This window comes from Aquimarina latercula DSM 2041 (genome assembly GCF_000430645.1).
Lineage (GTDB): Bacteria > Bacteroidota > Bacteroidia > Flavobacteriales > Flavobacteriaceae > Aquimarina > Aquimarina latercula.
In genome coordinates this window covers 1,068,658-1,094,373 of the sequence record NZ_KE387185.1, presented here as the reverse complement: position 1 = coordinate 1,094,373, position 25,716 = coordinate 1,068,658, and the positions used below count along the sequence as shown (strand labels likewise).

General features: G+C 33.4%; 35 protein-coding genes. 12 read left to right on the top strand and 23 right to left on the bottom strand.

Going from position 1 to position 25,716, the window contains the following annotated elements; translation table 11 throughout:
* Window positions 1–3: 3 nt before the first annotated feature.
* The 17 genes from H526_RS0122650 to H526_RS31920 form a co-directional block, all read right to left on the bottom strand.
* Window positions 4–432, bottom strand: coding sequence for a hypothetical protein (locus H526_RS0122650; protein ID WP_027395138.1), 429 nt, complete (start codon window positions 430–432; stop codon window positions 4–6).
* Window positions 429–917, bottom strand: coding sequence for a peptidoglycan-binding domain-containing protein (locus H526_RS0122645; protein WP_027395137.1), 489 nt, complete (start codon window positions 915–917; stop codon window positions 429–431). Before H526_RS0122645 ends, H526_RS0122650 begins: the two co-directional genes overlap by 4 nt.
* 41 nt (window positions 918–958) lie before the next feature.
* Entirely contained in the window at window positions 959–1,477 is a 519-nt protein-coding gene (locus tag H526_RS0122640; RefSeq protein ID WP_162144512.1) for a hypothetical protein, read from the bottom strand.
* Between the two features lie 16 nt (window positions 1,478–1,493).
* A complete protein-coding gene (locus H526_RS0122635; RefSeq protein WP_027395135.1) occupies window positions 1,494–1,988 on the bottom strand; it encodes a hypothetical protein in 495 nt (164 codons plus the stop codon).
* On the bottom strand, window positions 1,985–2,443 hold the full coding sequence (locus H526_RS0122630) for a hypothetical protein (RefSeq protein ID WP_027395134.1): 459 nt from the start codon (window positions 2,441–2,443) through the stop codon (window positions 1,985–1,987). Before H526_RS0122630 ends, H526_RS0122635 begins: the two co-directional genes overlap by 4 nt.
* Before the next feature lie 10 nt (window positions 2,444–2,453).
* Entirely contained in the window at window positions 2,454–2,642 is a 189-nt protein-coding gene (locus H526_RS0122625) for a hypothetical protein (RefSeq protein ID WP_035086268.1), read from the bottom strand.
* 2 nt (window positions 2,643–2,644) lie between these two features.
* Window positions 2,645–3,148, bottom strand: a complete 504-nt coding sequence (locus H526_RS0122620) for an N-acetylmuramoyl-L-alanine amidase (protein WP_027395132.1) — start codon at window positions 3,146–3,148, stop codon at window positions 2,645–2,647.
* A 38-nt stretch (window positions 3,149–3,186) separates the two neighbouring features.
* Entirely contained in the window at window positions 3,187–3,642 is a 456-nt protein-coding gene (locus H526_RS0122615) for a TIGR02594 family protein (protein WP_027395131.1), read from the bottom strand.
* Between the two features lie 14 nt (window positions 3,643–3,656).
* The gene (locus tag H526_RS0122610) at window positions 3,657–5,375 is read right to left on the bottom strand and encodes a YncE family protein (RefSeq protein ID WP_027395130.1); all 1,719 of its coding nucleotides are present in this window, start codon (window positions 5,373–5,375) and stop codon (window positions 3,657–3,659) included.
* Entirely contained in the window at window positions 5,372–6,127 is a 756-nt protein-coding gene (locus tag H526_RS0122605; RefSeq protein WP_027395129.1) for a hypothetical protein, read from the bottom strand. Before H526_RS0122605 ends, H526_RS0122610 begins: the two co-directional genes overlap by 4 nt.
* Window positions 6,128–6,132: 5 nt before the next feature.
* Window positions 6,133–6,618 carry a hypothetical protein gene (locus H526_RS0122600; RefSeq protein ID WP_027395128.1) on the bottom strand — a complete coding sequence of 162 codons (486 nt, stop codon included), beginning with the start codon at window positions 6,616–6,618 and terminating at the stop codon, window positions 6,133–6,135.
* A 25-nt stretch (window positions 6,619–6,643) separates the two neighbouring features.
* Window positions 6,644–6,871: a hypothetical protein gene (locus H526_RS0122595; RefSeq protein ID WP_027395127.1), complete on the bottom strand. Its 228-nt coding sequence runs from the start codon at window positions 6,869–6,871 to the stop codon at window positions 6,644–6,646.
* Complete coding sequence (locus tag H526_RS0122590; RefSeq protein ID WP_027395126.1) at window positions 6,855–7,643, bottom strand: hypothetical protein; 789 nt, start codon at window positions 7,641–7,643, stop codon at window positions 6,855–6,857. The genes H526_RS0122595 and H526_RS0122590 overlap by 17 nt, the downstream gene beginning before the upstream one ends.
* Before the next feature lie 24 nt (window positions 7,644–7,667).
* Window positions 7,668–8,414: a hypothetical protein gene (locus H526_RS0122585; RefSeq protein ID WP_027395125.1), complete on the bottom strand. Its 747-nt coding sequence runs from the start codon at window positions 8,412–8,414 to the stop codon at window positions 7,668–7,670.
* Window positions 8,415–8,433: 19 nt separating this feature from the next.
* Complete coding sequence (locus tag H526_RS0122580) at window positions 8,434–9,069, bottom strand: hypothetical protein (protein ID WP_027395124.1); 636 nt, start codon at window positions 9,067–9,069, stop codon at window positions 8,434–8,436.
* 95 nt (window positions 9,070–9,164) lie between these two features.
* Entirely contained in the window at window positions 9,165–10,064 is a 900-nt protein-coding gene (locus tag H526_RS0122575) for a hypothetical protein (RefSeq protein ID WP_027395123.1), read from the bottom strand.
* Between the two features lie 105 nt (window positions 10,065–10,169).
* Window positions 10,170–10,340: a hypothetical protein gene (locus H526_RS31920; RefSeq protein ID WP_155839751.1), complete on the bottom strand. Its 171-nt coding sequence runs from the start codon at window positions 10,338–10,340 to the stop codon at window positions 10,170–10,172.
* Window positions 10,341–10,754: 414 nt separating this feature from the next.
* Between H526_RS31920 and H526_RS0122565 the strand changes: the two genes are divergently transcribed.
* The gene (locus H526_RS0122565; protein ID WP_027395122.1) at window positions 10,755–11,819 is read left to right on the top strand and encodes a phosphoribosyltransferase-like anti-phage protein; all 1,065 of its coding nucleotides are present in this window, start codon (window positions 10,755–10,757) and stop codon (window positions 11,817–11,819) included.
* 24 nt (window positions 11,820–11,843) lie between these two features.
* Entirely contained in the window at window positions 11,844–12,464 is a 621-nt protein-coding gene (locus H526_RS29855) for an NADAR family anti-phage protein (RefSeq protein ID WP_051336286.1), read from the top strand.
* 12 nt (window positions 12,465–12,476) lie between these two features.
* Here the strand turns inward: H526_RS29855 and H526_RS0122555 are convergent, their stop codons facing one another.
* Window positions 12,477–12,692 (bottom strand): hypothetical protein, encoded by a 216-nt coding sequence (locus H526_RS0122555; protein WP_027395121.1) that lies wholly within the window; start codon window positions 12,690–12,692, stop codon window positions 12,477–12,479.
* A gap of 276 nt (window positions 12,693–12,968) precedes the next feature.
* Between H526_RS0122555 and H526_RS0122550 the strand changes: the two genes are divergently transcribed.
* The 6 genes from H526_RS0122550 to H526_RS0122525 all read left to right on the top strand — a co-directional run bounded on the left by H526_RS0122550 (window position 12,969) and on the right by H526_RS0122525 (window position 16,973).
* Complete coding sequence (locus H526_RS0122550) at window positions 12,969–13,805, top strand: mechanosensitive ion channel family protein (protein ID WP_051336285.1); 837 nt, start codon at window positions 12,969–12,971, stop codon at window positions 13,803–13,805.
* Window positions 13,806–14,594 carry a mechanosensitive ion channel family protein gene (locus tag H526_RS0122545; RefSeq protein ID WP_027395119.1) on the top strand — a complete coding sequence of 263 codons (789 nt, stop codon included), beginning with the start codon at window positions 13,806–13,808 and terminating at the stop codon, window positions 14,592–14,594.
* A gap of 26 nt (window positions 14,595–14,620) precedes the next feature.
* Complete coding sequence (locus H526_RS0122540; protein ID WP_027395118.1) at window positions 14,621–15,679, top strand: mechanosensitive ion channel family protein; 1,059 nt, start codon at window positions 14,621–14,623, stop codon at window positions 15,677–15,679.
* A 117-nt stretch (window positions 15,680–15,796) separates the two neighbouring features.
* Window positions 15,797–16,081, top strand: a complete 285-nt coding sequence (locus H526_RS0122535) for a hypothetical protein (RefSeq protein ID WP_027395117.1) — start codon at window positions 15,797–15,799, stop codon at window positions 16,079–16,081.
* A 78-nt stretch (window positions 16,082–16,159) separates the two neighbouring features.
* Window positions 16,160–16,522 carry a hypothetical protein gene (locus H526_RS0122530; RefSeq protein WP_155839750.1) on the top strand — a complete coding sequence of 121 codons (363 nt, stop codon included), beginning with the start codon at window positions 16,160–16,162 and terminating at the stop codon, window positions 16,520–16,522.
* A 61-nt stretch (window positions 16,523–16,583) separates the two neighbouring features.
* Window positions 16,584–16,973, top strand: a complete 390-nt coding sequence (locus H526_RS0122525) for a hypothetical protein (protein ID WP_027395115.1) — start codon at window positions 16,584–16,586, stop codon at window positions 16,971–16,973.
* A gap of 104 nt (window positions 16,974–17,077) precedes the next feature.
* Here H526_RS0122525 and H526_RS0122520 read toward each other — a convergent pair whose 3' ends face one another.
* Window positions 17,078–18,526: a CotH kinase family protein gene (locus H526_RS0122520; RefSeq protein WP_027395114.1), complete on the bottom strand. Its 1,449-nt coding sequence runs from the start codon at window positions 18,524–18,526 to the stop codon at window positions 17,078–17,080.
* 166 nt (window positions 18,527–18,692) lie between these two features.
* Here H526_RS0122520 and pafA point away from each other — a divergent pair, with 166 nt between their 5' ends.
* The 3 genes from pafA (at window position 18,693) to dps (ending at window position 21,407) form a co-directional block, all read left to right on the top strand.
* On the top strand, window positions 18,693–20,363 hold the full coding sequence (pafA, locus tag H526_RS0122515; RefSeq protein ID WP_081415674.1) for an alkaline phosphatase PafA: 1,671 nt from the start codon (window positions 18,693–18,695) through the stop codon (window positions 20,361–20,363).
* Window positions 20,364–20,437: 74 nt separating this feature from the next.
* Window positions 20,438–20,968, top strand: coding sequence for a hypothetical protein (locus H526_RS0122510; RefSeq protein ID WP_027395112.1), 531 nt, complete (start codon window positions 20,438–20,440; stop codon window positions 20,966–20,968).
* Window positions 20,934–21,407: a DNA starvation/stationary phase protection protein Dps gene (gene dps, locus H526_RS0122505; protein ID WP_027395111.1), complete on the top strand. Its 474-nt coding sequence runs from the start codon at window positions 20,934–20,936 to the stop codon at window positions 21,405–21,407. The genes H526_RS0122510 and dps overlap by 35 nt, the downstream gene beginning before the upstream one ends.
* A gap of 32 nt (window positions 21,408–21,439) precedes the next feature.
* Here dps and H526_RS0122500 read toward each other — a convergent pair whose 3' ends face one another.
* The gene (locus H526_RS0122500) at window positions 21,440–22,315 is read right to left on the bottom strand and encodes a mechanosensitive ion channel family protein (protein WP_027395110.1); all 876 of its coding nucleotides are present in this window, start codon (window positions 22,313–22,315) and stop codon (window positions 21,440–21,442) included.
* An 80-nt stretch (window positions 22,316–22,395) separates the two neighbouring features.
* Between H526_RS0122500 and corA the strand changes: the two genes are divergently transcribed.
* The gene (corA, locus tag H526_RS0122495; protein WP_027395109.1) at window positions 22,396–23,463 is read left to right on the top strand and encodes a magnesium/cobalt transporter CorA; all 1,068 of its coding nucleotides are present in this window, start codon (window positions 22,396–22,398) and stop codon (window positions 23,461–23,463) included.
* A gap of 21 nt (window positions 23,464–23,484) precedes the next feature.
* Here the strand turns inward: corA and H526_RS0122490 are convergent, their stop codons facing one another.
* The 3 genes from H526_RS0122490 to H526_RS0122480 form a co-directional block, all read right to left on the bottom strand.
* Window positions 23,485–23,871 carry a hypothetical protein gene (locus H526_RS0122490; RefSeq protein ID WP_155839749.1) on the bottom strand — a complete coding sequence of 129 codons (387 nt, stop codon included), beginning with the start codon at window positions 23,869–23,871 and terminating at the stop codon, window positions 23,485–23,487.
* 119 nt (window positions 23,872–23,990) lie between these two features.
* Window positions 23,991–25,334 carry an NADP-specific glutamate dehydrogenase gene (gene gdhA / locus H526_RS0122485; RefSeq protein ID WP_027395107.1) on the bottom strand — a complete coding sequence of 448 codons (1,344 nt, stop codon included), beginning with the start codon at window positions 25,332–25,334 and terminating at the stop codon, window positions 23,991–23,993.
* 132 nt (window positions 25,335–25,466) lie between these two features.
* Entirely contained in the window at window positions 25,467–25,697 is a 231-nt protein-coding gene (locus tag H526_RS0122480) for a hypothetical protein (RefSeq protein ID WP_035086257.1), read from the bottom strand.
* Window positions 25,698–25,716 lie beyond the last annotated feature (19 nt).

The following is a 25,716-nucleotide window of genomic DNA, read 5'->3' as shown; positions in this document are numbered from 1 at the left end:
ATCTTAAGCTTTTATTAGTTCGTGGATTGGAATACCCATTTGATGCTTATCATAAGTGGCTCTATCAACACCTTCGGTTTTGAAAATTTTTTGTACCAATTCTTCCGTTTGCTGATCAAATACTTTGGTAATAGTACCTTTCCAACCGTGATGTCGTAACAACCAAATCTGTAACCGTTCCACCTCCTTGCCTTTACTTCCTTTAGCCAATTGCCAAGGTTTACTTTCTTCCCGTTTTGGAGTAACATAATTGGTTTCAGATGTTACTTTTGTAATAGATTCGGGTTCTTTGATTTCTTCCACATTTTGCCTTTTTTGTAATACAGGCTCTACATTTTCAGGTTTCTTTTTTTGACCTTTAATGAGGTATACTGCTAAAATGCTTACACCAATACCAACCCCTGCTATAATCAAATCATTTGTACGTATCATCTCTTTATCGTTTTAATTGCCGTTCTCATTCCATCAATGTCCTGTTTGCTAAAAGATGTCTTTTGTAAATGCATCTTAGCTGCTTTATTTGTTTTATTTCCAAACATTCCATCAACACCATCTTTATTTTTGCCAGAACGTCCCAAATCTGATTTATGGATTTTACTTAAATAGGATTGCAATATTTTTACATCTCTATGGCACGTACCATATTTCAAAGGGTATTCGTTACTGCTACACCTAAACCTTGTTGGTCTTCTCGTTATAGTGGATCTTCTTGTTGTATTATTGGCAATAGTACTTGCTATTTCCCGATCAAGATCTTCTGCTCCGCTAGGGAACATCTCTGATTTATTTTTGCGTTTTCTGTAATACCAATAACCTATTCCTCCTAATGCTAGAGTTGAAACTCCGATAATCATCCAGAGCATTTTATCATTGTTTTCAGTCTTCTTTACTATTGGTTTTTTATTCTTAATTTTCATAGTATTGTCCTTTATTGAAAAATTCTGTGATGTGTAATTTTTTAAGCTAATCTGTAGTTAGGTAATCTTCTCACCGGATCTTTGACCAGTTTTTTCATTTCGCTATCACTCAAAAAACTTCTAAGATGCTGCCACATATCTTTTTTGCCCTGACTAAAATAGAATGCTCTAGATAGACTAGCTACCTGTGTTTTATCTTGTAAACTTCTAAATACACGTTCTACTGCCTTTTCATCATCATCAAATAATCCTTTGGCATTCTTCAATTCAAGAGCATACTTTTTAGCAGCAGATTCAGACAATTCCTTAATACGTTTTCCCCCTAACCATTTTTTAACATCTCCCGTATAATTCATATTAAAAGGTGCATTCCAATTCGGTTCTGTAACGGGTGTGGCGCTACCACCTTTTATTACTTTCACAGGTTTTCCTTTGCTTCCCATTCCAGTAAATGAAGTCGTCTCTTTATTAGTTTTGTGTTTCTTTACAAAAAAGTAAATCCCAACACCTAATCCAGCTACTCCTGCACCTCCAATTACCCACCACATTGTTTTCGTCATTTCCATTGTTTTGCTTTTATACTGTTCTGTATTTTGGCAATCTTGAGATAATACCTAATACCGTTTTGATTTCACTTTTATCAAAGCGATCCTTTAACTGATCTCTAAGATTTAATTTGTGTTCTCTTTGATATGCTTTAGCTACTTGAGATACCTGAACTTTATCTTTAAGGTTTCTGAACACGGCATATACATTTTCTTCTAAATCTCCTCCTCTATACCAAGGCTTAAATGCTTGATGGATTTCATTGGCATATCGTGTTGCAGTAGATCCTTTGAGAACAACTACTTTTCCCGAAAGGGAGTTAAAAACTTTCTCGACATATTTAACATCTAAAGCAGCTTCACTCTCTAATCCTTTACCTTCTGGATTCAAACTTTTACTTAATTCACCTAATAAACTACTAGCAAGTTTATTTCGCCTTTTGTTGCGTAAAGTGATATAAGTAGTACCAATCAATATCAGCACTACTGTGCCTGCGGTGATCTGTAATCCAACTACCTTTTTCATTTGTTCAAAAATTTGATTCCAGCTCCAACGGATCTACCCATTGGTGTAAGCGCTGCAAGATCAGTTACATCTGCTTTCTTTGCAGTATTCCAAAGTATCAGACCAATAACAGCTAATAGCAAAGTCAAAGTAACGGGTACAGCGATGGAAACTACTTTTGACAAATTTTTTCCTAACCCCATAAAATTGCTACCTATTTCAGATGCATCTGCTATGGCTCTTGTTGCTGCACTTGATACGTCAATTTTGTTCTTCTTTAACCATTTATTGAAATCTCCATTTGTCGTGCAACTGGATGATCCGTTTGTCTTCCAAGTCACCAACCAAATAGTTCGGGCATTTGCCGTCCCAACGGTTGCTTTTAAAGTACCGAAATAGCGCACCCATAATTCGCAAGGATCGTTAGATTCTGGTACTAGAAATAATTTGTTCTGTATGTTGATTTCAATAGGCATACTATTTTCTTTATCTTCTTAAAATATGATTGGATTGTGATTTGACTTCTCGTTTAGACAACCCTAAATCTTCCAATGTTTCTATAAGCCTTCTCTTGACTTGGGCTTCTTTGAGATCAGCTTCTTTCTTGTCATACTTTTTGTAAATATGTCTACCAATAAGAAAACCCACGCCAAGTGCTAAAATGGTATTCTTCATTGCTATTCCTTTTTGATTTTTTTAAAGATGTTGATTTCTGGTACACCTATTTCCTCTAACCAAATGGATACACTAAAAGCAGGGTTTTCTTTGCCTTTCATAGCAGGAGCTTCGTCAAGTCCTAATACTTGAATTTTTGGAAACTTGAGAATGTAGAACTTAACAATAGCTTCCAAACTATTTATCTGTGCCGTAGTACGACTATCCTTTGGCTTTACTTCCTTTTCTGTCCGTCCACCCACATAGGCGATGTGCTTACAGATTCCTAGTACCCCTTTCTTCCCTTCAGAAATCCCCCATAAGTCAACATTAGTTGGATTATCTTCTGAAACTAGAGTTTCCATTGATCCATCAGGTTGAATTAGGTAATCAATACCAGGGCGATTAAATCCATAGCCACCTAGTTTTTTATCACTAGTATGTAGGTCTATTATATCTTCTTTAGTAACAGGAATTCCTTCCCCTGATTCTGTACTTTGAATAATTAAATAATCTACTTTTTTCATCTATTGTTATTTTAAATGTCCATTTCTATTTTGTGCTACTATGCACCATCGAATAAGGGTCTGAATGTTTTTTTGATGGATCGAAATCCTAATAACCGATACGTGGGATAAGGCTTAATACAAACCTTATTATTCTGGTTTCCACCTAATACGTAGATGTACTTTTTATCCTCACTATAGCCGATAAAGAAACCTACGTGTCCCTTCCAACTACTTCTTTTTTCCCTCCAAAAAATAACTACATCTCCTTGTTGTGGAGTCTTTACTTTTGTACCAACTTTTAACCAAGATCGAGCGTTGAGCTTACCACTAAGGGCATAACCAGCTTTTAAAGCCACCCAATTCGCAAATGCAGAACACCAAGCTGTTTCGTCTGTTGTTACCCATCTGTGACCAATCTCTTTAAAATATGTCAGTATGCGGGGGTTATGGTTCTTACCAACAACCTCTGTGACTCCGTACTCTCCTAATGCTATATCTAATACATTGTTCATAGCTTTCTTTTTTTCTAATTAAGTATTGCATCTTCTAAAATGTTTTCTGTTTCAAATTGTTTATAATACGTTAGTATCGTGATGGTTTGCTTTCCTGCAATTTTAAATACCCATCCATTTTTGCCATCAATGATAGCTCCGTTCATCTCAAAAACTTCTGCTACATTTCCGAAGTTTTGAGGGCTGTTATAACTCGAAAAGGAGATAGGTTTTATATTTGTTTTTCCTGTTACAGTTTCTTCTTCAAGCTTCAATACCTTAAAGCGTTCAGTACCCGATAAAACAAATTTTACATGCTTGACAATGGCAGGGTTAAATGTGAAGTCTTCACGCCTTGCTTTATACCCATCATTGATGAGTACTTTATTACTTTCTCGACTATAACTAATGATATTGATAACCCCATTCGTGCTATCACTACTGTAAATCATATCACTATTAGGATCTATAGCCACACCTGTACCTACTGCACCTAAAAAAAGTGTATCAATTACTACATCGGTGGTATCTATTATGGAATATGAATTATCCCCTCTGTTACCTACATACAGTAATTCATTACTAGAGTTATAGAGAATACGATACGGATCTGCTCCAACTGGTATTGCTGCCCTTGTAGTATCTGTATCCAGATCAATCGGGATTACTGTATTATCTCCAGATGAAACTAAATACAGGCTATTGTTTACTGGATGATATGCTATTGTAGTAAGTTCACTACCCGCAGTATCAATAGTATTTGATACTTGATTGTTAGTATCGATGACTGATATACTGTTGTCATTTGAATTGACGACATAGACAGACCCTGTCATTGGCACAATGGTAATATTTCTTGGTGCTTTTCCTACACCAATAGTTTCTATTACCGATTCTGTAGTAGTGTCAATTACACTAATGGTATCATCAGCAATGTTAGCTACATATACATTTGAATTAAAAGAATTGAACGTTATACTAATAGGTCTTTTTCCCACTTGTATCGTATTTACCACTTCCAATTGTTTATTAATCACCGTTACGGTATCACCTATAATATTCGCCACGTAGACCGTTCCAAAGTTTGGGGAACTAGGTTGGCTATTCACGGTCAGGTCTACGGGCGAAACCCCAAAGGGGCTGCTAGCATTAGCAGTTATGGGAATAAGGGATACTAAAATTCCTTCAGTATTCAGAACACTAATATTATTTGATAATTGATTAGCTATATAGGTAAACCTATTAAAAGGATTAACAATGATTCCTTGAGGGTATATTCCTGTTCCTAAATTAGAACTGACGGTTACCGTCCTGAAAATATGATCTGATACATCTCCTGGTAATGTTGGACTTAAGGGTGGCTTTTTGTTGCCCGCCCACAAACGAACTTCTCTTTCTACATCAGAAGTATTGGTAATAGTCAGTTGTGTTGTTTCATATCTATCTTGAAGCCTTTTATAGAAAGCTTCATTATCCAATTTCGTAGCACTTCTATGTAAGCCTTTAAAGGTTCTTTTTGGTAACCTTCTTGTATAGGAACGACTTACTTTCACAAAAGAATCATATGGATCTGAATCTATAGGATCAGTTATGATTACATCAGTATTTTCTGTAGGTGGTATTTTGTTTTTGGGTGCAATACCATTGCTTTTTGAGACTCTAGTTTGATCCTTATCATCATCCAATAACACCCACCAAAGCGCTGCAAGAGTAATCCCTGTAGTTATCAATGCTATTTCGGTGTTTTTTTTCATTGTGCTAGTCTGTATTGATTGATAAATTGAACAATCTCTTTTGTCCTTCTTACTTGTATTTCACCTACTAATTCGGGATGTTGACTAAAAATTTTTGTAGCTGCATACACCGCTTCTATTTTTGGAAATCCATAATCCAAATAATGCCGGATTCCGCATAAATCGGCTGTCGTTTCGCTTCTTGTATTTAAAAACCAATGGCAACCCTCGTGAGCTAGTATTGCTACTCGAACAGGAATCGTATATGTTTTAAACAATCGTTGTGATATCTGAACTCTTGGCATCTTGCGATGTATTCTCGCAGGAGTAATCAATTCCTTCCCAAAAGCATCAACGATGCTAGGTAAATACTGGAATAGAAACTCATTATTCGGGCTATCATAAAATCCAGAAGGGACATACCCCGCCTTTTGAGCAAACTGGATGGCAAACTCCATAAACCGTTGTTGTTCTGGAGTAGTCCAAATCTTAGGTTCGTCCATCATGATCACTTTAAAATCAAGAATATCGATACCCTCATCATCACCTGTCTTTTTATCATAGACCTCCATCTCCAGTTCTTCAGGTGAAACAGGTAAAGGAATTTTGATACTCCTTTTTTGTCCTCTTTCCAAGTAAGCTTTCCTACGGAAATAGTGCGTGTTTGGAGATAAAGGATCGTATACTTTAAACCCTACGTGCATCGCCCTTTTTACTTTTACCGTAATGGCAATAGTAAACCGCTTTCTAAGAGAAGGAATTGGAATGATCATCGTTTTTAACCTTGATTAATTCTTACATATTTATTCTTTTGAGCTTGATAGGCTAATACCCCAATTCCGCCAACGACAACAACTCCTAAAGCAACATATAGTATTGTCGTTGTGGTCTTATCCTTTTTAGGAGTTTCTTGAGTACTTTCATTTCCAAATCCTACTCTGAAATCTGTAGGAATCTCCCTGTTCTGTTCTCCGTATAACTCTGGTACTTGGATGGGTCTAGGTTTGTTAACAATTGTGTCAACTGCTCCACCAATAGCTGCTCCACCTCCTAAATCTCGATATGCTTGTCCTAGTTGTGAAAAGAAGTTTCTTCTCTTTTGTCTTCTGGCAATTCGTTTAGGGTTAGATCGCCTTTTGGCTCTCCTAGCCTTTCTAGCAGCTCGTCTTTTTGCTCTTTTCTTTTTGTTGCCAAACAAGAATTCATCATAGGCTTCATCGTCAAAGCGATCTGATATTAACATTTCTGTTTCTCCTGCTATCATAGTTAAGTTTCTTAAAGTTTAATATTTATATGATGTACATAATGTGTAGGGTCGAGTCCATTGGATCGAACGATTTTGCATTATGTGGCTTTCCCACAAAGGGATACGATTTTGCATCTCCCGCAGCAAGCGGTATTCCACCCACCATTACTGGAGAGTTTCCTATGTTTTTTACAGATGCAAATAGAAATCCTAATGGGATTTCACCTGCATCACTAAAAACTTGCTCTATAGTATCAGCTAGTACGTCCATTTGCTTCTATTTTAGTTTTCATTTTATACATTACAAATCCAGTTACCACAAGCCCTAAAACAGCAACTCCAATGATATTTTGCATCTTTCTTTTGTTACTAGGCTTCTCTGGTTTTTTCTCTTTTTCATTTCTATCCATTACTTCCATATTTGATGCTATCATATTTTGTTCTACAACTGGCAATTCATCCTCCATTGGCAGTATCCTCTGTTTTGGAACTCTTTTAGGCATTGGCATAGCCCTACCTTTACGACTGCCATATCTTCTTTTGTATGGAATGACCGTATCCCTTGATACTTTCGGTTTTCTCCTTTTGTTAGGAATAGATACAGGTGGTTTAGTTCGTTTTCTAGGATCGCCTGGCATTATAGGTGTTCCCTTAAATCGTGGCTTTCTTATCCCAATCTTCGAGATCCTATTATTCCCTTCTAAATCTCTATGAATAGGATTACCAAACTTTATAGGTGGTCTTCTAAAAGGCTTTCTAATTGTGTCTGACCTTGAAACCAATCTATTTCTAACGGGGCGACCAATAGGTCTGCGGTATCGCTTATCAAGTGTTCTTACTGGACGTCTTACAGGACGAGTTCTACGCCTTCTTCTACCAATTCCTATGGAACGTAATATTCTTGTTTTAGGGTGTTTTCGAAAGAGTCTTTTTAACCTTCTTCGGTTCTTCTTTTTTCGTAGTTTATGACGTATTACATGGTGTAAGAATGGGTCATATTCCGAAGTCTCGGATTCATCTATATCTATAGGGTAATCTATCATGTCTTTTTCTTTTAAATGTTAAGATTATCTACCAGATATCGGTTGAACTGGAGCTGGCATAGGCGGATATAAAGGCTTTGAGTTAGATTTAGCCATTACGACACCAATGATCGCCAAGAGTGCAATTCCACCACCTGCCATTAACATCGTATTGGTTTGCTTTTTCTTAGCATCAGCTTCCTTTTTAGCTGCTTCTTCCCTTCGTCTACGTGCTTCTTCCTCTCTACGCCTGCGTTCTTCTGCTTCTCTACGTCTGCGCTCGGCTGCTTCTCGCATTTCCCGCATTCTACGTTCCATATCTCGTTTAGCCTGCGCAGCTTGTGCAGAAGCTCTACGTCTTGCAGCAGCAGCTTGTGATGCTGCAAGTGCAGCAGCATTTCCACCACCACCTCTACTTCGTCTACGTCTTTTCTTTTTGAAAAGTCCACCAACAATACCAATTGCTCCTTTTGCAAGCGCTCCCCAAAATTCATCTTCGTCTTCCTCTCCATCATCATAGGAACTAAAATTGCTTCGCTCCAAGGCAAGCATTTCTTTACCTTGATATTGAATATGGATCGTTAGTAGTTTGCCTAAATCATCTTCAAATTTTTGATTATTTGATTTTAGCAATTCCACCACTTCATCTATAATTTGATTTCTGTTAGGTGTACCTTTGAAAGTGATTTCATATTTTGCCAATAAACCAATGACAGGTTTAGGTTTGGTCAGGATCAAATGACTGATTAGATTAATAGAATCATTATATTTTTCTTGAAAACTCTGTTTCATCTCTTACTCTTTAAATTAATTATGAATTACCAATGCGAGTAGCACCTACCAGATACCCTGCGATAAATACCACGCTTAAAAGCACTAGTTCATCTTTTCCAAATACCGATGCTTTTTGAGGTTCTGAAACAACAGGTGTTGTATCTTTATCAGTAAGCTTTCTTTGACGCATTTCATTCCAAACCATTTGAACTTCCGATGCCAACTTCTGATCTTCTGGATTGGCATTAGATTTTTTTACAATTCGGTCATAATAGCTTTTAACTTCCTTGTCGCTTGCATCTGAAAATTGATCCAAGAAACTATCTTCGTCACCAGATCCATTGTAGTTCGAATGTCCACATTCTCCACAAAAATTGTCTTCACTATTATAGTTGTCATTACTACAAGAATTGCAGGGCTTTTTCTTCTTCTTTGTATTTAGGGCTAGTATTGCCTTCTTATCTGGATGGTGCTGTAGTACTTCTGAAATTACCGATTTACCATTTTTCTGTATCAGTTCTTTGGTTGCCTTTACAAGTGTGTGTAAGTCCTCTGGAACTTCATATCCACAATCAAAAATGATTTTACGGATCGGATCAGGGTTACTAAGCACGATGTAGTCAATACTATTTTGTGCCAAGCCTTTCGTTCTATGTTTTTTTGATGTTTTCATAAGCATTTATTTTGTGATTAAAAAAAGATCAGCCAAAGCCTTGGAATATTCCTATCGCTTTGACTGTATCACTTTTGTAAGCTTGCTTATAGCAACTATCTCAATCTACGTCTACGTAGACTTGATATTGGATATCGACGTCTTGGTCTATATCTGCGTACTGGTCTTCTACGAACTCGTCTACGTCTTCGTGGACGGATTCCAAAGGCAGTCTGTCTTTTTCTTCTACGGATCAAATCGATTTGTGGTAGACCAGTAGTTCTTGGAACTCTTGATAATTCCGCCACATTATTACCTTTTAACAGGTTACCCATATTCGCTCTCGCCTTTATAGTAAAAGTGAATACTGCCGTAGTATCTGGATTAACAGTTACACGTAAAGAATCCTGTCCTGTAACATTCAATTCGAAGTTATCATCATCAATCAATTGTTGCGTAAAGTTCTGAGGGCTTGTAGCATTACGTGGTTGATACACACGGATAGTATTCGATCCTGCTGCCGTTCTTTTTGTCAACTTTAATACGTTGTCAAATTGTAACGGATTTGATACAGAATACTTCATCCCTGAAATCTTAAAAGGATTTGCCTTAGATTCCTCACGAACTTCCTTATGACTCGATTCCTCAACCGTAACGGTTACACCAGCAGGCTGCGCTGCTTCCTCATTTCCTCCAAACACAACCGCTTCAGCTTGATCACCAGAAGTGTTTTTTACCACTACGGTAAGGGTTCTATCATTGGGATCTATTTTACCAATGGAAGTACGGGTGTAATCATCGTAACCATCTTCATCAAAATCATCTACATACTCATCTTCATATTCCTCATCGTAATCGTCATACCCATCCTCATTTCCTTCAAAACCTGAGTCAAAGTCATCTTCCTCATCCTCATAGTCATCATACCCATCGTGCATATCCATATCTCCATCATAATCATCAAAATGATCTTCTGCATCGTCTTGATATCTCATTAGTTCATCGTACTCGTTCATAATAATTTGTTTGTGCTATCATAGACAGCGTTTGACATTTCTTTCCCTCAAATCGTTTCCAACTTTTTATAACAAATGGCATCGATTACGCCCCTCTCTAAAGGGTTATCCTTTTTTGTTTCCGACTTGTGGTTTTTTAGCTGCTGCTAGTTTTTTAGCTTTTCTCTTATCCAACATTGGGCGTACATAGAATGCTCCAACTGCTGTAAAAGCTATTGCTGATACGACTATTACTGCTCCTATAGCTTTGTAGTCTAAATCTTTTTCATTTGCCATTTCTCTAGTGTATTATTTGTGAATATTTGGCTTGGTTTCTAAACCTTTGACCGCTAAATTCAGGCAGTATTTTTGGAAAAACACGCAACTTTTTTGCTACGGGGCATTGAAAAAAGAAAAGATTCAAGAATAACAGTATGTAAGAAAGTACTAGGTGTAGTAAAACTTTTTTCTAAGTCACGTAAAATCTTCTAATTATCTTACATATTGTCTTTTGGGAATAACAAACTACTATCATTAAAAGCTAAATGATAAAACAAAATGAGTAACAACTTGATTGTAGGATTTTTTTTAACCTTAAATTTGTCTTACAAGTTTTTGAAGAATGATTATGAATTAACCATTTTTGTTATCTTCAAGTCGTTTATACAACTAACAAAAAAATAACACAAACAAAGTCACTCCCAGTTTATAATGATTGAACTAGCCGAACAGATATATGAAATAATAAAAGATTATCAATGTGATTATAAAAACAGAAAATTTGAGATAACTATTGAGCATATCATAAAATGGGCTAATCAATTTGGGAATGATGCGGAATTTGTACTTTCCGAATTACTTCATTTTCTACCAGATGTTTATATTTCTAAAGAGAAAGCAAAAACTTTTTTGCACAAGAGGTTATTAGAAATTCAAGAGTTTTATAACTATAAAACTATGAATGAACTTGTGTTAAATACTCATTTTTTTGATGTTCAAAAAAAATATAAAAGCCAAACGGAAATATTGAATATTACTGATGAAATTCTACAAACAGAATATATGATAAGCTATAAGGATTATATAGATAATCCTAAAACTAACTTTATTTATTTTGATGATCTTTTAGCAACTGGAGGTACGGTTTACCGTGATCTAAGTAATTGGTTAGCTTCTAAAGATCAAAATGGTATAGAAAATTACAAATCCATTCTAAATAAATCAAAAACCCTTGCAGTTAGTTTATTTTGTTATCATCAATTAGGTTTTGGTAATATGGAATTCCGATTAATGAAACAGTTTGATGATAAAATTCGGAACAGATTAATTGTAGGTCACAATTATAAAATTGAAAATCAGATTAAGTGGTCAAAACAAAGACTAAATTGTATGTATCCTATACAAGAGCAATCAGCAAATTCTTTAGAATATTTAGCAAAACTAGAAGTGCCTAATGAAAATAAAAGGGTTTCAGCATTTAGACCATCTAATATGCCAAAAGAAGAAACTTTCTTCAGTAATGCAGATAATCGAATCAAACTTGAAGCTCTTTTCCTAGAAAAAGGAATTGAGTTACTAAATAAAGTTCAAAAAGATAACCCTGATATAAGAAAAAGACCTTTGGGAGATACAGTTCGTTCTCATAAAACATTTGGTACGGGAACATTGTTTTTTACTTGGAGAAATATTTCTAACACCTGCCCGTTAGTATTTTGGTGGGATGTTCCTGGACATAACTGGATACCACTTTTTTGTTTAAAGAATAGAGGTGTATAATAATTTTTATATATATTGTAAAAAATGAAAATTTCGGAAAGAGAATATATAAAAAATCAAGTAATCGTATTTAAAAGCACTAAAACTAAATTTGGTGGGCTTTCTAATATGGCTGGTGGGTACTCTATAAGAGTAAATGATGTTATTATTCCTTCTGCGGAAGCTCTTTATCAAGCCTGCCGTTATCCTTTATTTCCTGCTGCGCAACAAGAGATCATAGAACAAAATAGTCCCATGACTGCTAAAATGATTAGTAGAAAGTATTTAAAATACACCAGACAAGATTGGGAAGAAGTGAAATATTCGATAATGTATTGGGTGTTGAAAGTTAAACTTTCTCAAAATTTCGATAAGTTTTCTCAAATATTAAGAAATACTGAAAACAAAGCTATTGTTGAACTTTCTAGTAAAGATAAAGATTGGGCAGCAGTAGAAGTTGAAAAAAACCAACTTATTGGTAAAAATGCGTTGGGCCGTTTATTAATGCAACTTAGAGAAGAGTATATCTTTAATAGTAATTGTATTGAATGCGTTCAACCTATTGATATCGTAGGTTTTTTACTTTACGGTTCTCAAATTGAAACCGCATGCAATCCTATCACAGAGTTTGAAAAAGATATGCTTTTTGATTTAGACTACGCTTAAATCAAGTTAAACTTAATTGATAAATTCTAAGGTCCAAAATATGATACTACTCATATTTTCTATATCAGTTTTATCGTAAAATTGAATAGACTTACCATTAATATTTACTGTTCTTATTTGATATACATCATCTGGAAGCTTATCAACATATTCTATTTTATATAAGGAGTTCTTACCAGTAACCTTATAATATTCTAATAATGTATCCTCAATTCCTATTTTTGTCATTAATTCTTATCAAGTATTACTCAGAATCACAAAAATAACAACTATTTTGTAAAATATAGTGTAAGGAATATTACAACCTAATACCGATTTCTGAAAATTTAAAATCTGGAATATTTGATCTAATATAACTTCCAGTTTTGGCGGTAAACATCAATCTATTCAACCCCCTTTAATTCGGTCATCTAAAATGTGACTTTTTATTTTTTAATGTGTCCAAAAGAAATAAGGGTTACCTTGTCATGATCAGTTCTAACAATATTAGCTAATTCACAAACAATGCAAGAAATAAAAGATATTCTCAACTACACTTTTCATTTAGGAAAAGAAATACAAATCACGGTACAAGCCATTCTTATACTTACCATCATCTTTGTTCTGACTTCAATCATTCTTCGATTGTTCAAAAAATTGGTTACAAGAAAGTTAACAAGAGACGATAGCAGGAAATTTTCCACTGTATTTTCATTTGTTAAATACTTTATTTTCCTCATTGTAACCTTTATAACGTTAGACAACATAGGGGTAAATATTACCGCTATTTTTGCAGCTTCAGCGGCACTTCTAATAGGTGTTGGTTTGGCATTACAGACATTGTTTCAGGATATTATTTGTGGAATCTTTGTCTTATTAGATAAAACAGTTCACGTTGGAGATATTATTGAAATAGATGATAAAGTAGTTAGGGTAACAGACATTAATTTAAGAACTACAAGAGGTATTAACTTAGAGAATAAAGTGCTAGTAATTCCAAACCATACCTATCTCACAAATACATTATACAACTGGACTCAAAATAATAATATTACTCGTGAAAATGTTACTGTAGGGGTTGCATATGGCTCAGATACTAAACTAGTCAAAAAATTATTACTCGAAGCAGCAAAGAATACAGAAGGAGTATTAGAGGAACCAGAACCTACTGTCTTTTTCACAGAATTTGCTGATAGTTCACTAAATTTTAAATTAGTATTTACTGTTAACGATAGCTTTCAAGCAGTTACGCCCAAGAGTGATCTGCATTTTGAAATTGATAGACTTTTTAGAGAAAATAAGGTGGCTATTCCTTTCCCTCAAAGAGATATACATATCATCAACCATAATAAAGGAGAATAAATGTTGGGAGAGGCTTTTTCATATGGAGAATTTTTAATCAGATTAGTAACTTCTATACTACTTTTTACAGTAGCAATATCCGTTTTAAATTTACTGATCACTTTATTGGATTTCATTCAACCTTTTGGAGATTCCAAAAAGTCAAATGATTTAAAAAAGAATATACTATATGTCCTATCCACTCTTTATTCTTTTTACTTAATTCAGACACACTTAGGACTAAATTCATTTCAATTTTTTGTGATCTTTGTATGTTTGGGATACCTTACAGATTTAGTGGTCCGAAAAGCGCTTAAAAATATTTATTATGGACTAAGTATCAAAATTTTGAGACTCTATAAAAAAGATGATTTATTAATGATAGATGGGTATAGTGGAAGAGTAAAATCATTCAATTTAATGATGACTAAAATAATCGATTACAAAGGTGATATTATTATGATTCCAAATCAAAATACCCTATACCCTAAAGTTGTTAATTACAGTAAACTACATATTGATAAACTAGTGATACTGGTAAAGTTTAATGCTACCGTAAATATTCAAGAAGTCAAAAAACATCTACTGAAAAAAATCCAGAAGAATGGAAATATTTTGAATAAACCTATGCCAGAAGTACAAATCATGTCTTATGAAAATTATCATATACTATCCTTAGAAACTTGGGTTCTTGAGGAATTTAGCAATCAGGTATATAACGAAAACGTAGATGACATTAAGGTGATTTTTCAGGAATTTCAATCAGATAATAAATTTCCAGGAAGGACGTTCGAGATTATTAAAAATTAAGTAAAACTTAAAGTAAAAATTCAAAAATGTTAGAATACTTATCAAAGGAGTATTATATGAATACTATCTCCCAATGGTTAATTGCTTTTGCTTTTATAGCTGGAGGAATTATTATTGCAAAAATTGCCTATTTAATTTTTTGCAACATTGTAAAAGGACTTACAAAAAAAACAAAATCTCGGTTAGATGATATTCTGTTAGTAACCCTAAAAAAACCATCCATTTATGGGATTACTGTTTTGGGATTCTATCTAGGGATGGAGTATCTTCATAAAACAGATGAGATGGTTGTTTTTATTACTAAAATATACCACGTTCTTATTGTGATTGGGGTCACTTGGTTCTTAGTAAGACTTGTCAATGCGGTTATAGAAGAGTATATGGAACCTGTAATAGAGAGATCTGATAGTGATTTTGATGATCAATTACTCCCAATTATTAAAAAATTAGTTGCTATAGCTATATGGGGAATTGGTATTATCATTGCCCTAAACAATGCTGGATATAATGTAGGAGCATTAATAGCAGGGCTAGGAATTGGAGGTTTGGCATTTGCATTGGCAGCCAAAGATTACATCGAAAATATCTTTGGTGGGATTTCTGTTTTTACCGATAAACCTTTTACTGTAAATGATAGAGTACGAGTTGATGGGTTTGATGGAAAAGTAGAAGAAATTGGGATTAGACGTTCCAGAATACGTACTCTAAATGGCACTCTGGTAACCATCCCAAATGCAAAGTTTATTCATAATAGTGTTGAAAACGTAGCATTGGAGTTAAATCGAAAAGTCACCTTGAAACTTGGACTTACTTATGACACCAATGCTGAAGGAATTGAAACAGCAATGAATATTCTTAAAGATATCATTAAAGAAAACCTAGATAACGTTACAGAAGAGCCAGTTGTGTTTTTTGAAAATTTTGGTGACTTTTCATTGATTATTAATTTCATTTACTACATCAAGAAAGAAGCAGATATTCCATCAACTCAAAATAAAATAAATTTAGAAATCTTAAAGAGGTATGAAAAGGCAGCACTCGATTTTGCTTTTCCAACGCAAACTATATATAATATAAAACAATAATCTAAAAACGTATCTAGTATTCTTTTCAATTTAAGACAAACTTTCGAGTTTGTCTTTTTTTATGTGACCTAACAAAAAAAGTAGTGTCATACTACTAAGAATTAAAACTTTTTTAAAATGAAAAAAATAACTGTCAATTTCGAAAATATAAATAATGAGCTTTTAAAAGAGATTGCAAAAGCATATCCAAATGGGTTTATAGAGAGTGATGTTATCAGTTTCTCCGATGTAGATCCTAAAATGGAAGATCGTGTTAAAGTGGTTCTGGAAAATTCAATGTACCTAATCAAAAAATCAACATTAGAAGATTCAGAATCATCAAACTTCGATAACGAATACTTCGAATCTTTTACAAAAGAAAAGGACAAAGGCTGTGATGCTGAATATTGCGAGGAAGATTAAAATAATTGTGACCAGAACAAACTATCTGTGTCTAACTAATAAATGAAATAATTAATAACAAAACAAATAACTATACCAATGAAAAACTTCGCATTAGTCTTAATGACAATTTTAACAACAAGTTTTACCACTATTAATACTGAAACATATGATATCGATTATAATGCTACTGAAGTGAAAGCAGAATTTGTAGGCAAGTCAGAAAAGTCTCTATATTTTAGAAAAGCAGATGACAGTAAAATGATGGAATTTACTATTGTAAGTATGAATATTCTATCGAAATACGATTTTAATGACAAAGCTAATATTGGGAAAATATTCAATATTACCTATGAAGTTCAAAAACTTGAAACCTTAATTAAAGATCCTAAAAATGATGGAGCAAGAGTTTCACAATTTGTCGAACGTAAAATACTTATGAAGGTAGAAAAAATCAAATAGTAAATGTGACTTCTGAAACTTATAGGTGTCATAATAGTATCACATCAAAAAAATTATCAAGATGAAAAATTTAATCACATTAATTGGCTTATTCTTTTTTACAACTATTGCGATCTCGCAAGATCAGATAGAAATTGGAAATAAGGCAATGGTTGGCAACTATATAGGGTCTAATAATGGTATATATTATTTCCAAGACGATAAGGATTGGAAAATAATATCTTTTTCTAAAATAGAAAAAGACCTTTTATCAGATCACAATTTAGATAGTAAATCTTTAATAGGAAATACATTCAAAGTAGTTTATAATGAGTCTCTGATAGCAGTGTACAAAGATAACGTAGTTGGAGGTAAAAATGAAAAGATTAAAACCTATATCAAACAGAGGCATATCATTGATTTAGATAATCTTTTATACTATGAAGATGAAGAACTTTTTGGATTGAACTAATGTAAATTGTTAAAATGCTATGAAGTAAGATTCTTTTTTGATTGATGATGGTACAATTCTCGTGGTTGTGAATTGTCTGAGGCTAGATTCCCCTTCTAGCCTCTTTATTTTAAATCGTTAAAGTATGTATCTAAATAAGCTAATCTTTTTATTAGCCATTCACGGATATACTCCAAATGATCTTTGTAAGATATCTTTGATGGCCAGACCAAGTTTTCTCTTTCATAAATTTTATTTTTCTTTAGCCTTTTATAAGTTTGATTAATTGTAGCCAATAAAGAATCAGTACTAAACTGGTTTTTTCGTAATTCAGTCCATCGATATTTAAGTTTACTCTTGTACTCGGCAGGGTTTTCTGCCAATAATCGATCAAACAATCCATTGCTTAAAATATCATCAGTCGTTGGGATTCTCTTACCATCTTGAATAGTTCCCAGTACACCGTCTAAATCCCAAGGAACATTAAAGTATGGGGTATTTTGATCATATCTTGCTACAAACATATTTTTCCCCAGGTTATCAGTAGCCCTAAGTAAGTTTACCAATAAAAAATAATCTATGGCATTGGGTATATCAAAACGTTTTTCAATACCATTATTAAAATCAGCACTACTAGAGTTAATTACAAAATCGGTAAATGAGTGCAAATCATCCCAATGTCCTTTATAGTCGATGACAGGATATTTCATTTGATATCCCCCCCAATGTGGGAAGAGATTTTTAAACGGTGGCACTTTTTTATAGGCAGGAGCACCCTCATAACTAGTAGCTTTAAATAACTCTCCTTTAATCACATTATTTTCAAATCTCTTTAATTTTAGTAAATCTCTATCTACCTGTTGTGATAAAACGTAAAGTCCTTGGTATTCAGAATTTAAAAATACTTCCACAAACCTCAAATCTGCTCCGCTTTTAGCTTTGGGTTCTTTGTCCGTATAGTGAGACTTATGAATTGATAACCATAATTTCAAACCTACATACGATCTCAATCGTAATGGTTCATTATATAACCCATCAAGAATCCAATCGTCATTAGTCCCTAACTTTGGAAGTTTTATTCTGAAAGGAACTTTTGTCGAAGCATCCTTCCAGAATTCAAGATCATATGATTTTTTCGGGAAAGTCAAAGATAAATTTCCTCTTAGTTCTATTCCCGCTAAAGTATCTATGTTTTTTTTATTACTAGCATATTGAAACTTTGAAGGTTTTTTAGGAATATCTGTAATACTATCTTTAATACGAATGGAAACTATAGGTAATTTTGAAATATAAAGAGTATAGGTTTCATTGTTATGATCTATAGAAAAGCGGTTTTTATAAGATAAACTATCTGTTAGTACAGTTCGTTTACAATCCTTGTCAAAAATAATTTGAGTATATGCTTTATGAACTTGTTTGGTAGAATCATTTACTTTAAAATTCCAAACGATAATCTTATTTTTTTTATCAATTCCGAAGCTTCCCTTCTTAGCAATAATTGTAGTAGTTTCTTGCGCGCATACTAAAGAAAGACAAGAAAACAGAAGAACGCATGTTGTATAGAGTTTAAACATTATCAAAGCTTTTAAAATAAAGGAAATAAATAATTAAATGTTAAAACTAGCGATATCCTTTACTTAAAGCAAAAAAATCGACCTAAAATCGAAAGGAAAAATAAATTGGTTCGTTTTGTAAATGAGAGCTTATTTAATAATATCTTTTGGGTACGAATAAATATATATGATTAAAAATATAATATACATCATTTTCAGTATTCTTCTATCGCTTTTACAGCTCGATATGAATGCACAAAATAGTAATACTGCAACGAATACTCAAACTACAATTGGCGCAAGACCAAAACTTGTGGTAGGTATTGTAATCGATCAAATGCGGTATGATTATATAACCCGCTTTTATGGTCAATTTGATGGAGGAGGGTTTAAAAAAATGATTGCTGATGGTTTCCTTTGCAAAAACCACCACTATAATTATATACCTACAAAAACAGCATCTGGTCACGCATCCATTGCTACTGGAACAACACCATCCAATCACGGTATTTTAGGAAATAATTGGTATGATAAAGAAAAAAAGGAAAAAATCTATTGTGTAGAAGATCTAGGAGTTTCTCCAGTAGGCACAAGTAGTTATGAAGGAAAAAAATCTCCCTCTCAACTACAATTAACAACATTAGCAGATCAAAACAGACTCCATACTCAAAGAAGAGGTAAAACGATTAGTATCTCGCTTAAAGATCGGGCAGCTATACTTTCGGGAGGTCATATGGCTAATGCCGCCTATTGGTTTCGCGGTAAAGATCAGGGTAGCTGGATATCTTCTAGTTATTATATGGATAGATTACCACAATGGGTATTAGATTTTAATGAATCCAATGCTATAGATAACTATTTCAAAAAATGGGAACCACTCCACGATATACAGTCATATGGTGAAAGTGGTAAGGATAATACAAATTTCGAAAGAGGATTTAAAGGTAAGGAAGACCCCAAGTTTCCGTATGATTTAGAAATCTTAAAATCGTCCAATAAAAATTATGACATTATTAAAAGTACTCCTTTCGGAAACGATCTTACTATAGATTTTGCGATAAAAGCAATCGATGGCGAACAATTGGGAAAGGATACAGAAACAGATTTCTTATTAATTAGTTTTTCAAGTACGGACTATATTGGTCATAATTTTGGGGTAAACTCCAAAGAAATAGAAGACACCTATCTTAGATTAGATAAAGGGTTAGAACGTTTGTTATTAAGCCTAGATGCAAGAATAGGAAAAGGTGCATACACCGTTTACCTTACATCAGATCACGGAGCTACGAATGTTCCACAGTTTTTAAAATCTGTCAAAATACCAGCAGGTTATTTTAAGGAAGCTTCTTTTAAAATCGATCTTAAAAACTATGTTTATTTGTTATATAACTTACAAGATTTGATATTAGACATATCAAATAACCAGGTGTTTCTAAATGAGGAATTAATGAAGCAAAAAGGGCTAAACCCTAATAAGATTCAGTATCAAATAGCGCAATACATTCTAAAACATAAAGATATCAAAAATGTCTACACCCGAACTCAATTAGAAAACACTTCATATAGTTCTGGAATCGCATCATTTGTACAACAAGGATTTCATCAAAAGAGAAGCGGAGATATCCTATATACGCTCAACCCATTTACAGTAGCATATGCAAAAACAGGTTCTGCGCATGGAAGCGGTTATACCTATGATACTCACGTTCCATTATTATTTTATGGATTTGGGATCAATAAGGGACATACCTCCGAAAAAACCTTAGCGATTGATATCGCCCCAACCATAGCTTCACTTTTAGGAATAGCTTTTCCTAATGGGGCTACAGGTACGGTAATTAGTTCAGCTATTGATTAAAAAATATCCTTTTTTTAAGGAGTGACCTTTTTCATTTAAAGGTGTCTAAATAAGTACCCCTTAATAAATTGATAATGATGAAAAATCTACAGAAATACAGTCTTACACTGATTGGTTTAGTTGTAGCGATATTTGGATATTTATTTTGTTCATTCAATAATTTAGATATTGTAAAGAGCATCAATACATACATTGTATTAACTGATAAATATGAATTAGACAAATCCGTATTTGTTTGGATATCAATACTCCTGTTTTTTATGATAATTAATAGTATTGTACTATTTAGAAAAAGAATAATTTCAGAAAAATATAAAGTATATAAATCTATGCTGTATGCTAGTAATCATATCTTAAATAATTTTCTAAATCAAACTCAAATCATTCGTATGGAAGCTGAAAACATACCAGATATTGATAAACGAACCATTGATATGTTTGATGAGAGTGTGGAGGAAGCAGAACTTTTAATTAAGAAATTATCGGATATCGAAATAATTGACGAAGCTTACATTTATAAAGCTATAGCACCTATAACTCAAAACGAAAAAAAATTAAATAAACATCAAAATGACAAAATACAAAAGTTTGATAAAGTTGGATAATAAAGATGAAATTGTATCTATTCTGAATCAACAACTTGCAGATACCTTTGACTTGTACAGTCAATTAAAACAAGCACACTGGAATGTAAAGGGGATGCAATTTTACGCATTACATCAATTGTTTGATACATTAGCTGCTGAAGTTTCTGAATATGTAGATATGATTGCAGAAAGGGCGACAACTTTAGGTGGAGTTGCTAAGGGAACTGTTAGAATGGCAGCCAAAACTTCAAGATTACCTGTTAGTCCAGATACTTTTGACAATAGCGAATTTACCGTAAAGAAGTTAGTAGAGCGTTATGCCTTGGTAACCGAATCAACTAGAATCGCTATAGACAGTACTAATTCTTTAGGAGATAAAGCAACCTCTGCTTTGTTTACAGAAGTATCAAGAGGATTAGATAAGGGACTATGGTTTCTTGAATCACATTTGTTTTAATCCATTTAGGCAATCTTAGGATTGCCTAAATACTATTTTGGAAAAGCTGTTATTTCAAAAGCAGCAGAAGCTACTTCTATTTTCCCTTCTGAATTATTTATAGCGGTCAAAATTTTATCAAAAAGAACTGACTTTGTGCCTCTTCTTGATTTAAAGTCTACTACATAACGTAACGTAAAAGTAATCCAATTCTCATCAAAAGACATAGTCACCATAGGTTGTACTCGGGCGTTTTCAATATTGTAATTACCAATCATTTTATCCCAAGATTTTTGAGATGATGCGGCGAAATCTCCAACTTCATCCATCAGAATTTGGTTGAATATTTCTTTTGCATATGTATAATCTCCATCAGTTTTAATAGGTATGGTCATTTCATCCCATAAAAAAGGAAAATCTCCAGAGTAATTATATACAGGTTCTTTAAACACAAAACTATTGGCTACACGCACCATTTTACCATTATATAGATCACCATTGACCCAATCACCAATTTCCATTAATGTAGTTCTTAAAAGACCAATATCAATAACATCTCCTTTGATCCCTCCTAATTTTACTCGATCTCCGACCTTATAAAAGTTACTAGAGAATACCGCGATATAACCAGCTACACTAACTATAACTTCTTGTAACGCAAAAGCAATTCCAGCTCCAGCTACTCCTAATGCTGTACCAATTCCAGAAAGTTTTGCATTGAAGATAAACATCACTCCAAAAATAAAAATTACATACCCTAAGAAATTAATAAGTTTCTTGAATTTATATTTTGAGGTATTATCTTTTACTACCTTAAAAGCTCCTCGTTGTAGAATTTTAACAATAGTATACACGATTACAAACAGCACGAAAACGGATGCTATATTCACAAAAATGGGGTTATCAAAAAGAGTAGTAATTTTATCCATCAAATGGTTATTTTATTTGTAATTCTGTTGTAAAGATACTCTAAATATGTTAAATTGTATTTTTAGAAAAAACACTAATTATGGGGGAAACCGTGCTATCACCTGCTGAAAAACAGACAGGTTTAGCTCCTGGAACTATAGTATATACAGGAGATAAAACTTCGGGCGATTTATTTATTGAAGTTTTTGATTATGATAAAGATTCTTTTGAAGAAAAGGAATTAGATAGGATAGAGGATGCATTTACATATTCTCATTCAGAACCTGTTACCTGGGTAAATGTTAGTGGTTTAAATCATATTGAAGCAATCGCAAAAATTGGACAGCATTATAAGTTACACCCTTTAATATTAGAAGATATCGCTAATACTCAGCAACGACCTAAAATTGATGAATACGATAGTTATCTTTTCGTGGTAGTAAAGATGTTATATTTTGATAAAAATGAAAAATTATCCATTGAACACATCAGTTTTGTATTAGGTAAGAATTATGTTATTTCTTTTCAGGAAGCAGATGGAGACGTATTTGATGGTATAAGAAATAGAATTCGTACCGGTAAAGGTAAGGTAAGAACTACAGGTGCTGATTACTTGCTTTACGCTTTAATGGATGCTATTGTTGATAACTACTTTAATCTTATTGAAGTAATGGGAGATAAGATTGAGAAATTAGAGGATGATCTGTTTGAGGCAAAATCAAATGATAATATTACGTATGAAATTCAGAGTCTGAAAAAAGAGATTTTAAGAATACGAAGAGCGGTATTCCCACTTAGAGAAGTAGTGAATCGTATTGAAAAAAGTGATCATATTCTTATTGAAGAAAAAACACAGTTTTATCTTAGAGATTTATATGATCATATCATTCAGGTATCTGAAAATATTGAAATCTATAGAGATATGATTTGGGGATTGATGGATATGTACATGACAACTATTAGTAATAAAATGAATGAGGTTATGAAAGTACTTACCATAATCGCTTCCATTTTTATTCCTTTAACTTTTCTTGCTGGAATTTACGGGATGAACTTCGAAAATATTCCAGAATTGAAATTCAAATATGGATATTATGTTTTATGGGGAATAATGATTTTTGTATTCTTTGGTTTGCTTTATTATTTTAGAAAAAAGAAATGGTTGTAGTCCTCTGTTCTTAAGAAACCATTAACTATTTACTAAGGCATTAAGCTTTGTTAGTAGGATCAATTCAGATTTATTTCTCCCTTTCCCAAATGACAGAGCTATCCCATCCGTAGTTTCTATAATTTTTTGTGTTATTTCATCGGTAAAATGTTCCTTATTTTCATTAAAAAAAGTTTTAAAAATAATAAAAGCCCCTTCAGCCTTTTCGTTGTTTTTAATCAACTCTCTTAACGTTTTATAGATAATCTCTTTACTTTCTGAGTTCTCCATATTTGAAGACCAATATTTTTCGACAAATTCGATGATTTTCTTTTTCTCTTCTCTAACTATTTTTCTATCTGCCATAGCAATAGCGTAAAACAAGTATGCCAGTTTTTCGTAAAATATTATGTCGTGTATTAAATTCATAAGTCAGCGATTCTTTTTAATAAAAGCCTACGTTAATTCATTTGAAATGACCAGAAGTCTGTCATACTAAACTTCTGGTCAAAATATTTTATAATATGTTATGAAGTTAAGAAATAATTTTAAACTACTCCTTGTGCCAACATCGCATCCGCAACTTTCACGAAACCAGCTATATTAGCTCCCTTAACATAGTCTACGTATCCACTTTTATCAATACCATATTCTATACAAGAAGCATGAATGCTTGCCATAATCTGTTGTAGTTTTTGATCTACTTCTTCACGTGTCCAATTATAACGTAAAGAGTTTTGGGTCATTTCTAAACCAGAAGTAGCTACTCCACCTGCATTCGAGGCTTTTCCAGGAGCAAAGAGAATTTTTTCTTTATGAAATGCTGAAATAGCCTCTGGTGTGCTAGGCATATTGGCTCCTTCACACACACAGATACATCCATTTTTAAGTAAAGTCTTTGCATCATCACCATTTAGTTCATTTTGTGTGGCACAAGGCAATGCAATATCACAAGGAACATCCCAAGGAGTTTTACCTTCTACGAATTTTGCAGTTGGATATTTATCAGTATACTGACTAATGCGTCCTCTATCTATATTTTTTAGCTGCATTATATAACTAAGTTTCTCTTTGGTGATTCCATCTTTGTCGTGAATGTATCCTGAAGAATCAGATAAGGTTACTACTTTCCCTCCCAATTGTATTGCTTTTTCTGCTGCATATTGTGCTACATTTCCAGAGCCTGAAATAGTGACTATTTTTCCTTTAAAAGAATCATTTTTGGTCGCCAACATACTAGCGGCAAAATACACGGTTCCATAACCTGTTGCTTCTGGTCTAATCAATGAGCCACCCCAACTAAGTCCTTTACCAGTAAGTACTCCTGTGAATTCATTTCGTATTTTGCGATACATTCCAAACAGGAAACCAATTTCACGACTACCCACACCGATATCTCCCGCAGGAATATCTGTATTTGGTCCAATATGCCTACAAAGCTCCCCCATAAAACTATGACAAAATCTCATAATCTCTGCATCTGATTTATCTTTAGGATCAAAGTCAGAACCACCTTTTCCTCCTCCCATTGGTAATGTAGTCAAGCTATTTTTAAAGACTTGTTCAAAGGCTAAAAATTTTAGAATACTCATATTTACGGTAGGATGAAAGCGTAATCCCCCTTTGTATGGACCGATTGCAGAATTCATTTGAATACGATACCCTCTGTTTACGTGAATTTCACCATCATCATCAACCCAGGGAACACGAAATGTGATTGCTCTTTCTGGCTCCACCATTCTAATTAGAATGTTTTTACCATCATAAATTTCGGTAGAGGCAATGTATGGTATGACAGTTTCTGCAACTTCCTGTACAGCTTGTAAAAACTCTGGTTCGTGAGCATTTCTGGCGGTAACTTCCTCCATAAATGTTTCTATCTTTTCTTTCATTTTGTGTATTGTTTTTAATCGTTTTTTTGAATTAACTAGATCATTGATTCATTTTTATATTTAGCATTGGAAAACAAATGCCCACACTTCTGTGGGCACTTTCTAATCTAGTTGAGTTTGCATTACGCTTCATTAGAGAATAGTATCTAAATCTTCTTCAGATTCTTCAATTTCATTTTCCGCATCTTTAATATCCTCGTCATTCATAATTTCAGAATCGATATCCTCTTCAATGTCTTCTTCATCATTTTTAGACACCTTTTCTTCGGTTTTAGTATCCTCTTTTGAATCATTCTTGTTTATTTCTCTACAAGAAATAAGTACTATACTTAAAAGTATTGCCAATAAAGTTGATAATTTCATTAGTTTCATTTTTCCGCTA

Bases quoted from the DNA above. Each gene is read 5' to 3' on its own strand.
- H526_RS0122650 (WP_027395138.1), bottom strand. From the start codon at position 432: ATGATACGTACAAATGATTTGATTATAGCAGGGGTTGGTATTGGTGTA.
- H526_RS0122645 (WP_027395137.1), bottom strand. From the start codon at position 917: ATGAAAATTAAGAATAAAAAACCAATAGTAAAGAAGACTGAAAACAAT.
- H526_RS0122640 (WP_162144512.1), bottom strand. From the start codon at position 1,477: ATGACGAAAACAATGTGGTGGGTAATTGGAGGTGCAGGAGTAGCTGGA.
- H526_RS0122635 (WP_027395135.1), bottom strand. From the start codon at position 1,988: ATGAAAAAGGTAGTTGGATTACAGATCACCGCAGGCACAGTAGTGCTG.
- H526_RS0122630 (WP_027395134.1), bottom strand. From the start codon at position 2,443: ATGCCTATTGAAATCAACATACAGAACAAATTATTTCTAGTACCAGAA.
- H526_RS0122625 (WP_035086268.1), bottom strand. From the start codon at position 2,642: ATGAAGAATACCATTTTAGCACTTGGCGTGGGTTTTCTTATTGGTAGA.
- H526_RS0122620 (WP_027395132.1), bottom strand. From the start codon at position 3,148: ATGAAAAAAGTAGATTATTTAATTATTCAAAGTACAGAATCAGGGGAA.
- H526_RS0122615 (WP_027395131.1), bottom strand. From the start codon at position 3,642: ATGAACAATGTATTAGATATAGCATTAGGAGAGTACGGAGTCACAGAG.
- H526_RS0122610 (WP_027395130.1), bottom strand. From the start codon at position 5,375: ATGAAAAAAAACACCGAAATAGCATTGATAACTACAGGGATTACTCTT.
- H526_RS0122605 (WP_027395129.1), bottom strand. From the start codon at position 6,127: ATGATCATTCCAATTCCTTCTCTTAGAAAGCGGTTTACTATTGCCATT.
- H526_RS0122600 (WP_027395128.1), bottom strand. From the start codon at position 6,618: ATGATAGCAGGAGAAACAGAAATGTTAATATCAGATCGCTTTGACGAT.
- H526_RS0122595 (WP_027395127.1), bottom strand. From the start codon at position 6,871: ATGGACGTACTAGCTGATACTATAGAGCAAGTTTTTAGTGATGCAGGT.
- H526_RS0122590 (WP_027395126.1), bottom strand. From the start codon at position 7,643: ATGATAGATTACCCTATAGATATAGATGAATCCGAGACTTCGGAATAT.
- H526_RS0122585 (WP_027395125.1), bottom strand. From the start codon at position 8,414: ATGAAACAGAGTTTTCAAGAAAAATATAATGATTCTATTAATCTAATC.
- H526_RS0122580 (WP_027395124.1), bottom strand. From the start codon at position 9,069: ATGAAAACATCAAAAAAACATAGAACGAAAGGCTTGGCACAAAATAGT.
- H526_RS0122575 (WP_027395123.1), bottom strand. From the start codon at position 10,064: ATGAACGAGTACGATGAACTAATGAGATATCAAGACGATGCAGAAGAT.
- H526_RS31920 (WP_155839751.1), bottom strand. From the start codon at position 10,340: ATGGCAAATGAAAAAGATTTAGACTACAAAGCTATAGGAGCAGTAATA.
- H526_RS0122565 (WP_027395122.1), top strand. From the start codon at position 10,755: ATGATTGAACTAGCCGAACAGATATATGAAATAATAAAAGATTATCAA.
- H526_RS29855 (WP_051336286.1), top strand. From the start codon at position 11,844: ATGAAAATTTCGGAAAGAGAATATATAAAAAATCAAGTAATCGTATTT.
- H526_RS0122555 (WP_027395121.1), bottom strand. From the start codon at position 12,692: ATGACAAAAATAGGAATTGAGGATACATTATTAGAATATTATAAGGTT.
- H526_RS0122550 (WP_051336285.1), top strand. From the start codon at position 12,969: ATGCAAGAAATAAAAGATATTCTCAACTACACTTTTCATTTAGGAAAA.
- H526_RS0122545 (WP_027395119.1), top strand. From the start codon at position 13,806: ATGTTGGGAGAGGCTTTTTCATATGGAGAATTTTTAATCAGATTAGTA.
- H526_RS0122540 (WP_027395118.1), top strand. From the start codon at position 14,621: ATGTTAGAATACTTATCAAAGGAGTATTATATGAATACTATCTCCCAA.
- H526_RS0122535 (WP_027395117.1), top strand. From the start codon at position 15,797: ATGAAAAAAATAACTGTCAATTTCGAAAATATAAATAATGAGCTTTTA.
- H526_RS0122530 (WP_155839750.1), top strand. From the start codon at position 16,160: ATGAAAAACTTCGCATTAGTCTTAATGACAATTTTAACAACAAGTTTT.
- H526_RS0122525 (WP_027395115.1), top strand. From the start codon at position 16,584: ATGAAAAATTTAATCACATTAATTGGCTTATTCTTTTTTACAACTATT.
- H526_RS0122520 (WP_027395114.1), bottom strand. From the start codon at position 18,526: ATGTTTAAACTCTATACAACATGCGTTCTTCTGTTTTCTTGTCTTTCT.
- pafA (WP_081415674.1), top strand. From the start codon at position 18,693: ATGATTAAAAATATAATATACATCATTTTCAGTATTCTTCTATCGCTT.
- H526_RS0122510 (WP_027395112.1), top strand. From the start codon at position 20,438: ATGATGAAAAATCTACAGAAATACAGTCTTACACTGATTGGTTTAGTT.
- dps (WP_027395111.1), top strand. From the start codon at position 20,934: ATGACAAAATACAAAAGTTTGATAAAGTTGGATAATAAAGATGAAATT.
- H526_RS0122500 (WP_027395110.1), bottom strand. From the start codon at position 22,315: ATGGATAAAATTACTACTCTTTTTGATAACCCCATTTTTGTGAATATA.
- corA (WP_027395109.1), top strand. From the start codon at position 22,396: ATGGGGGAAACCGTGCTATCACCTGCTGAAAAACAGACAGGTTTAGCT.
- H526_RS0122490 (WP_155839749.1), bottom strand. From the start codon at position 23,871: ATGAATTTAATACACGACATAATATTTTACGAAAAACTGGCATACTTG.
- gdhA (WP_027395107.1), bottom strand. From the start codon at position 25,334: ATGAAAGAAAAGATAGAAACATTTATGGAGGAAGTTACCGCCAGAAAT.
- H526_RS0122480 (WP_035086257.1), bottom strand. From the start codon at position 25,697: ATGAAATTATCAACTTTATTGGCAATACTTTTAAGTATAGTACTTATT.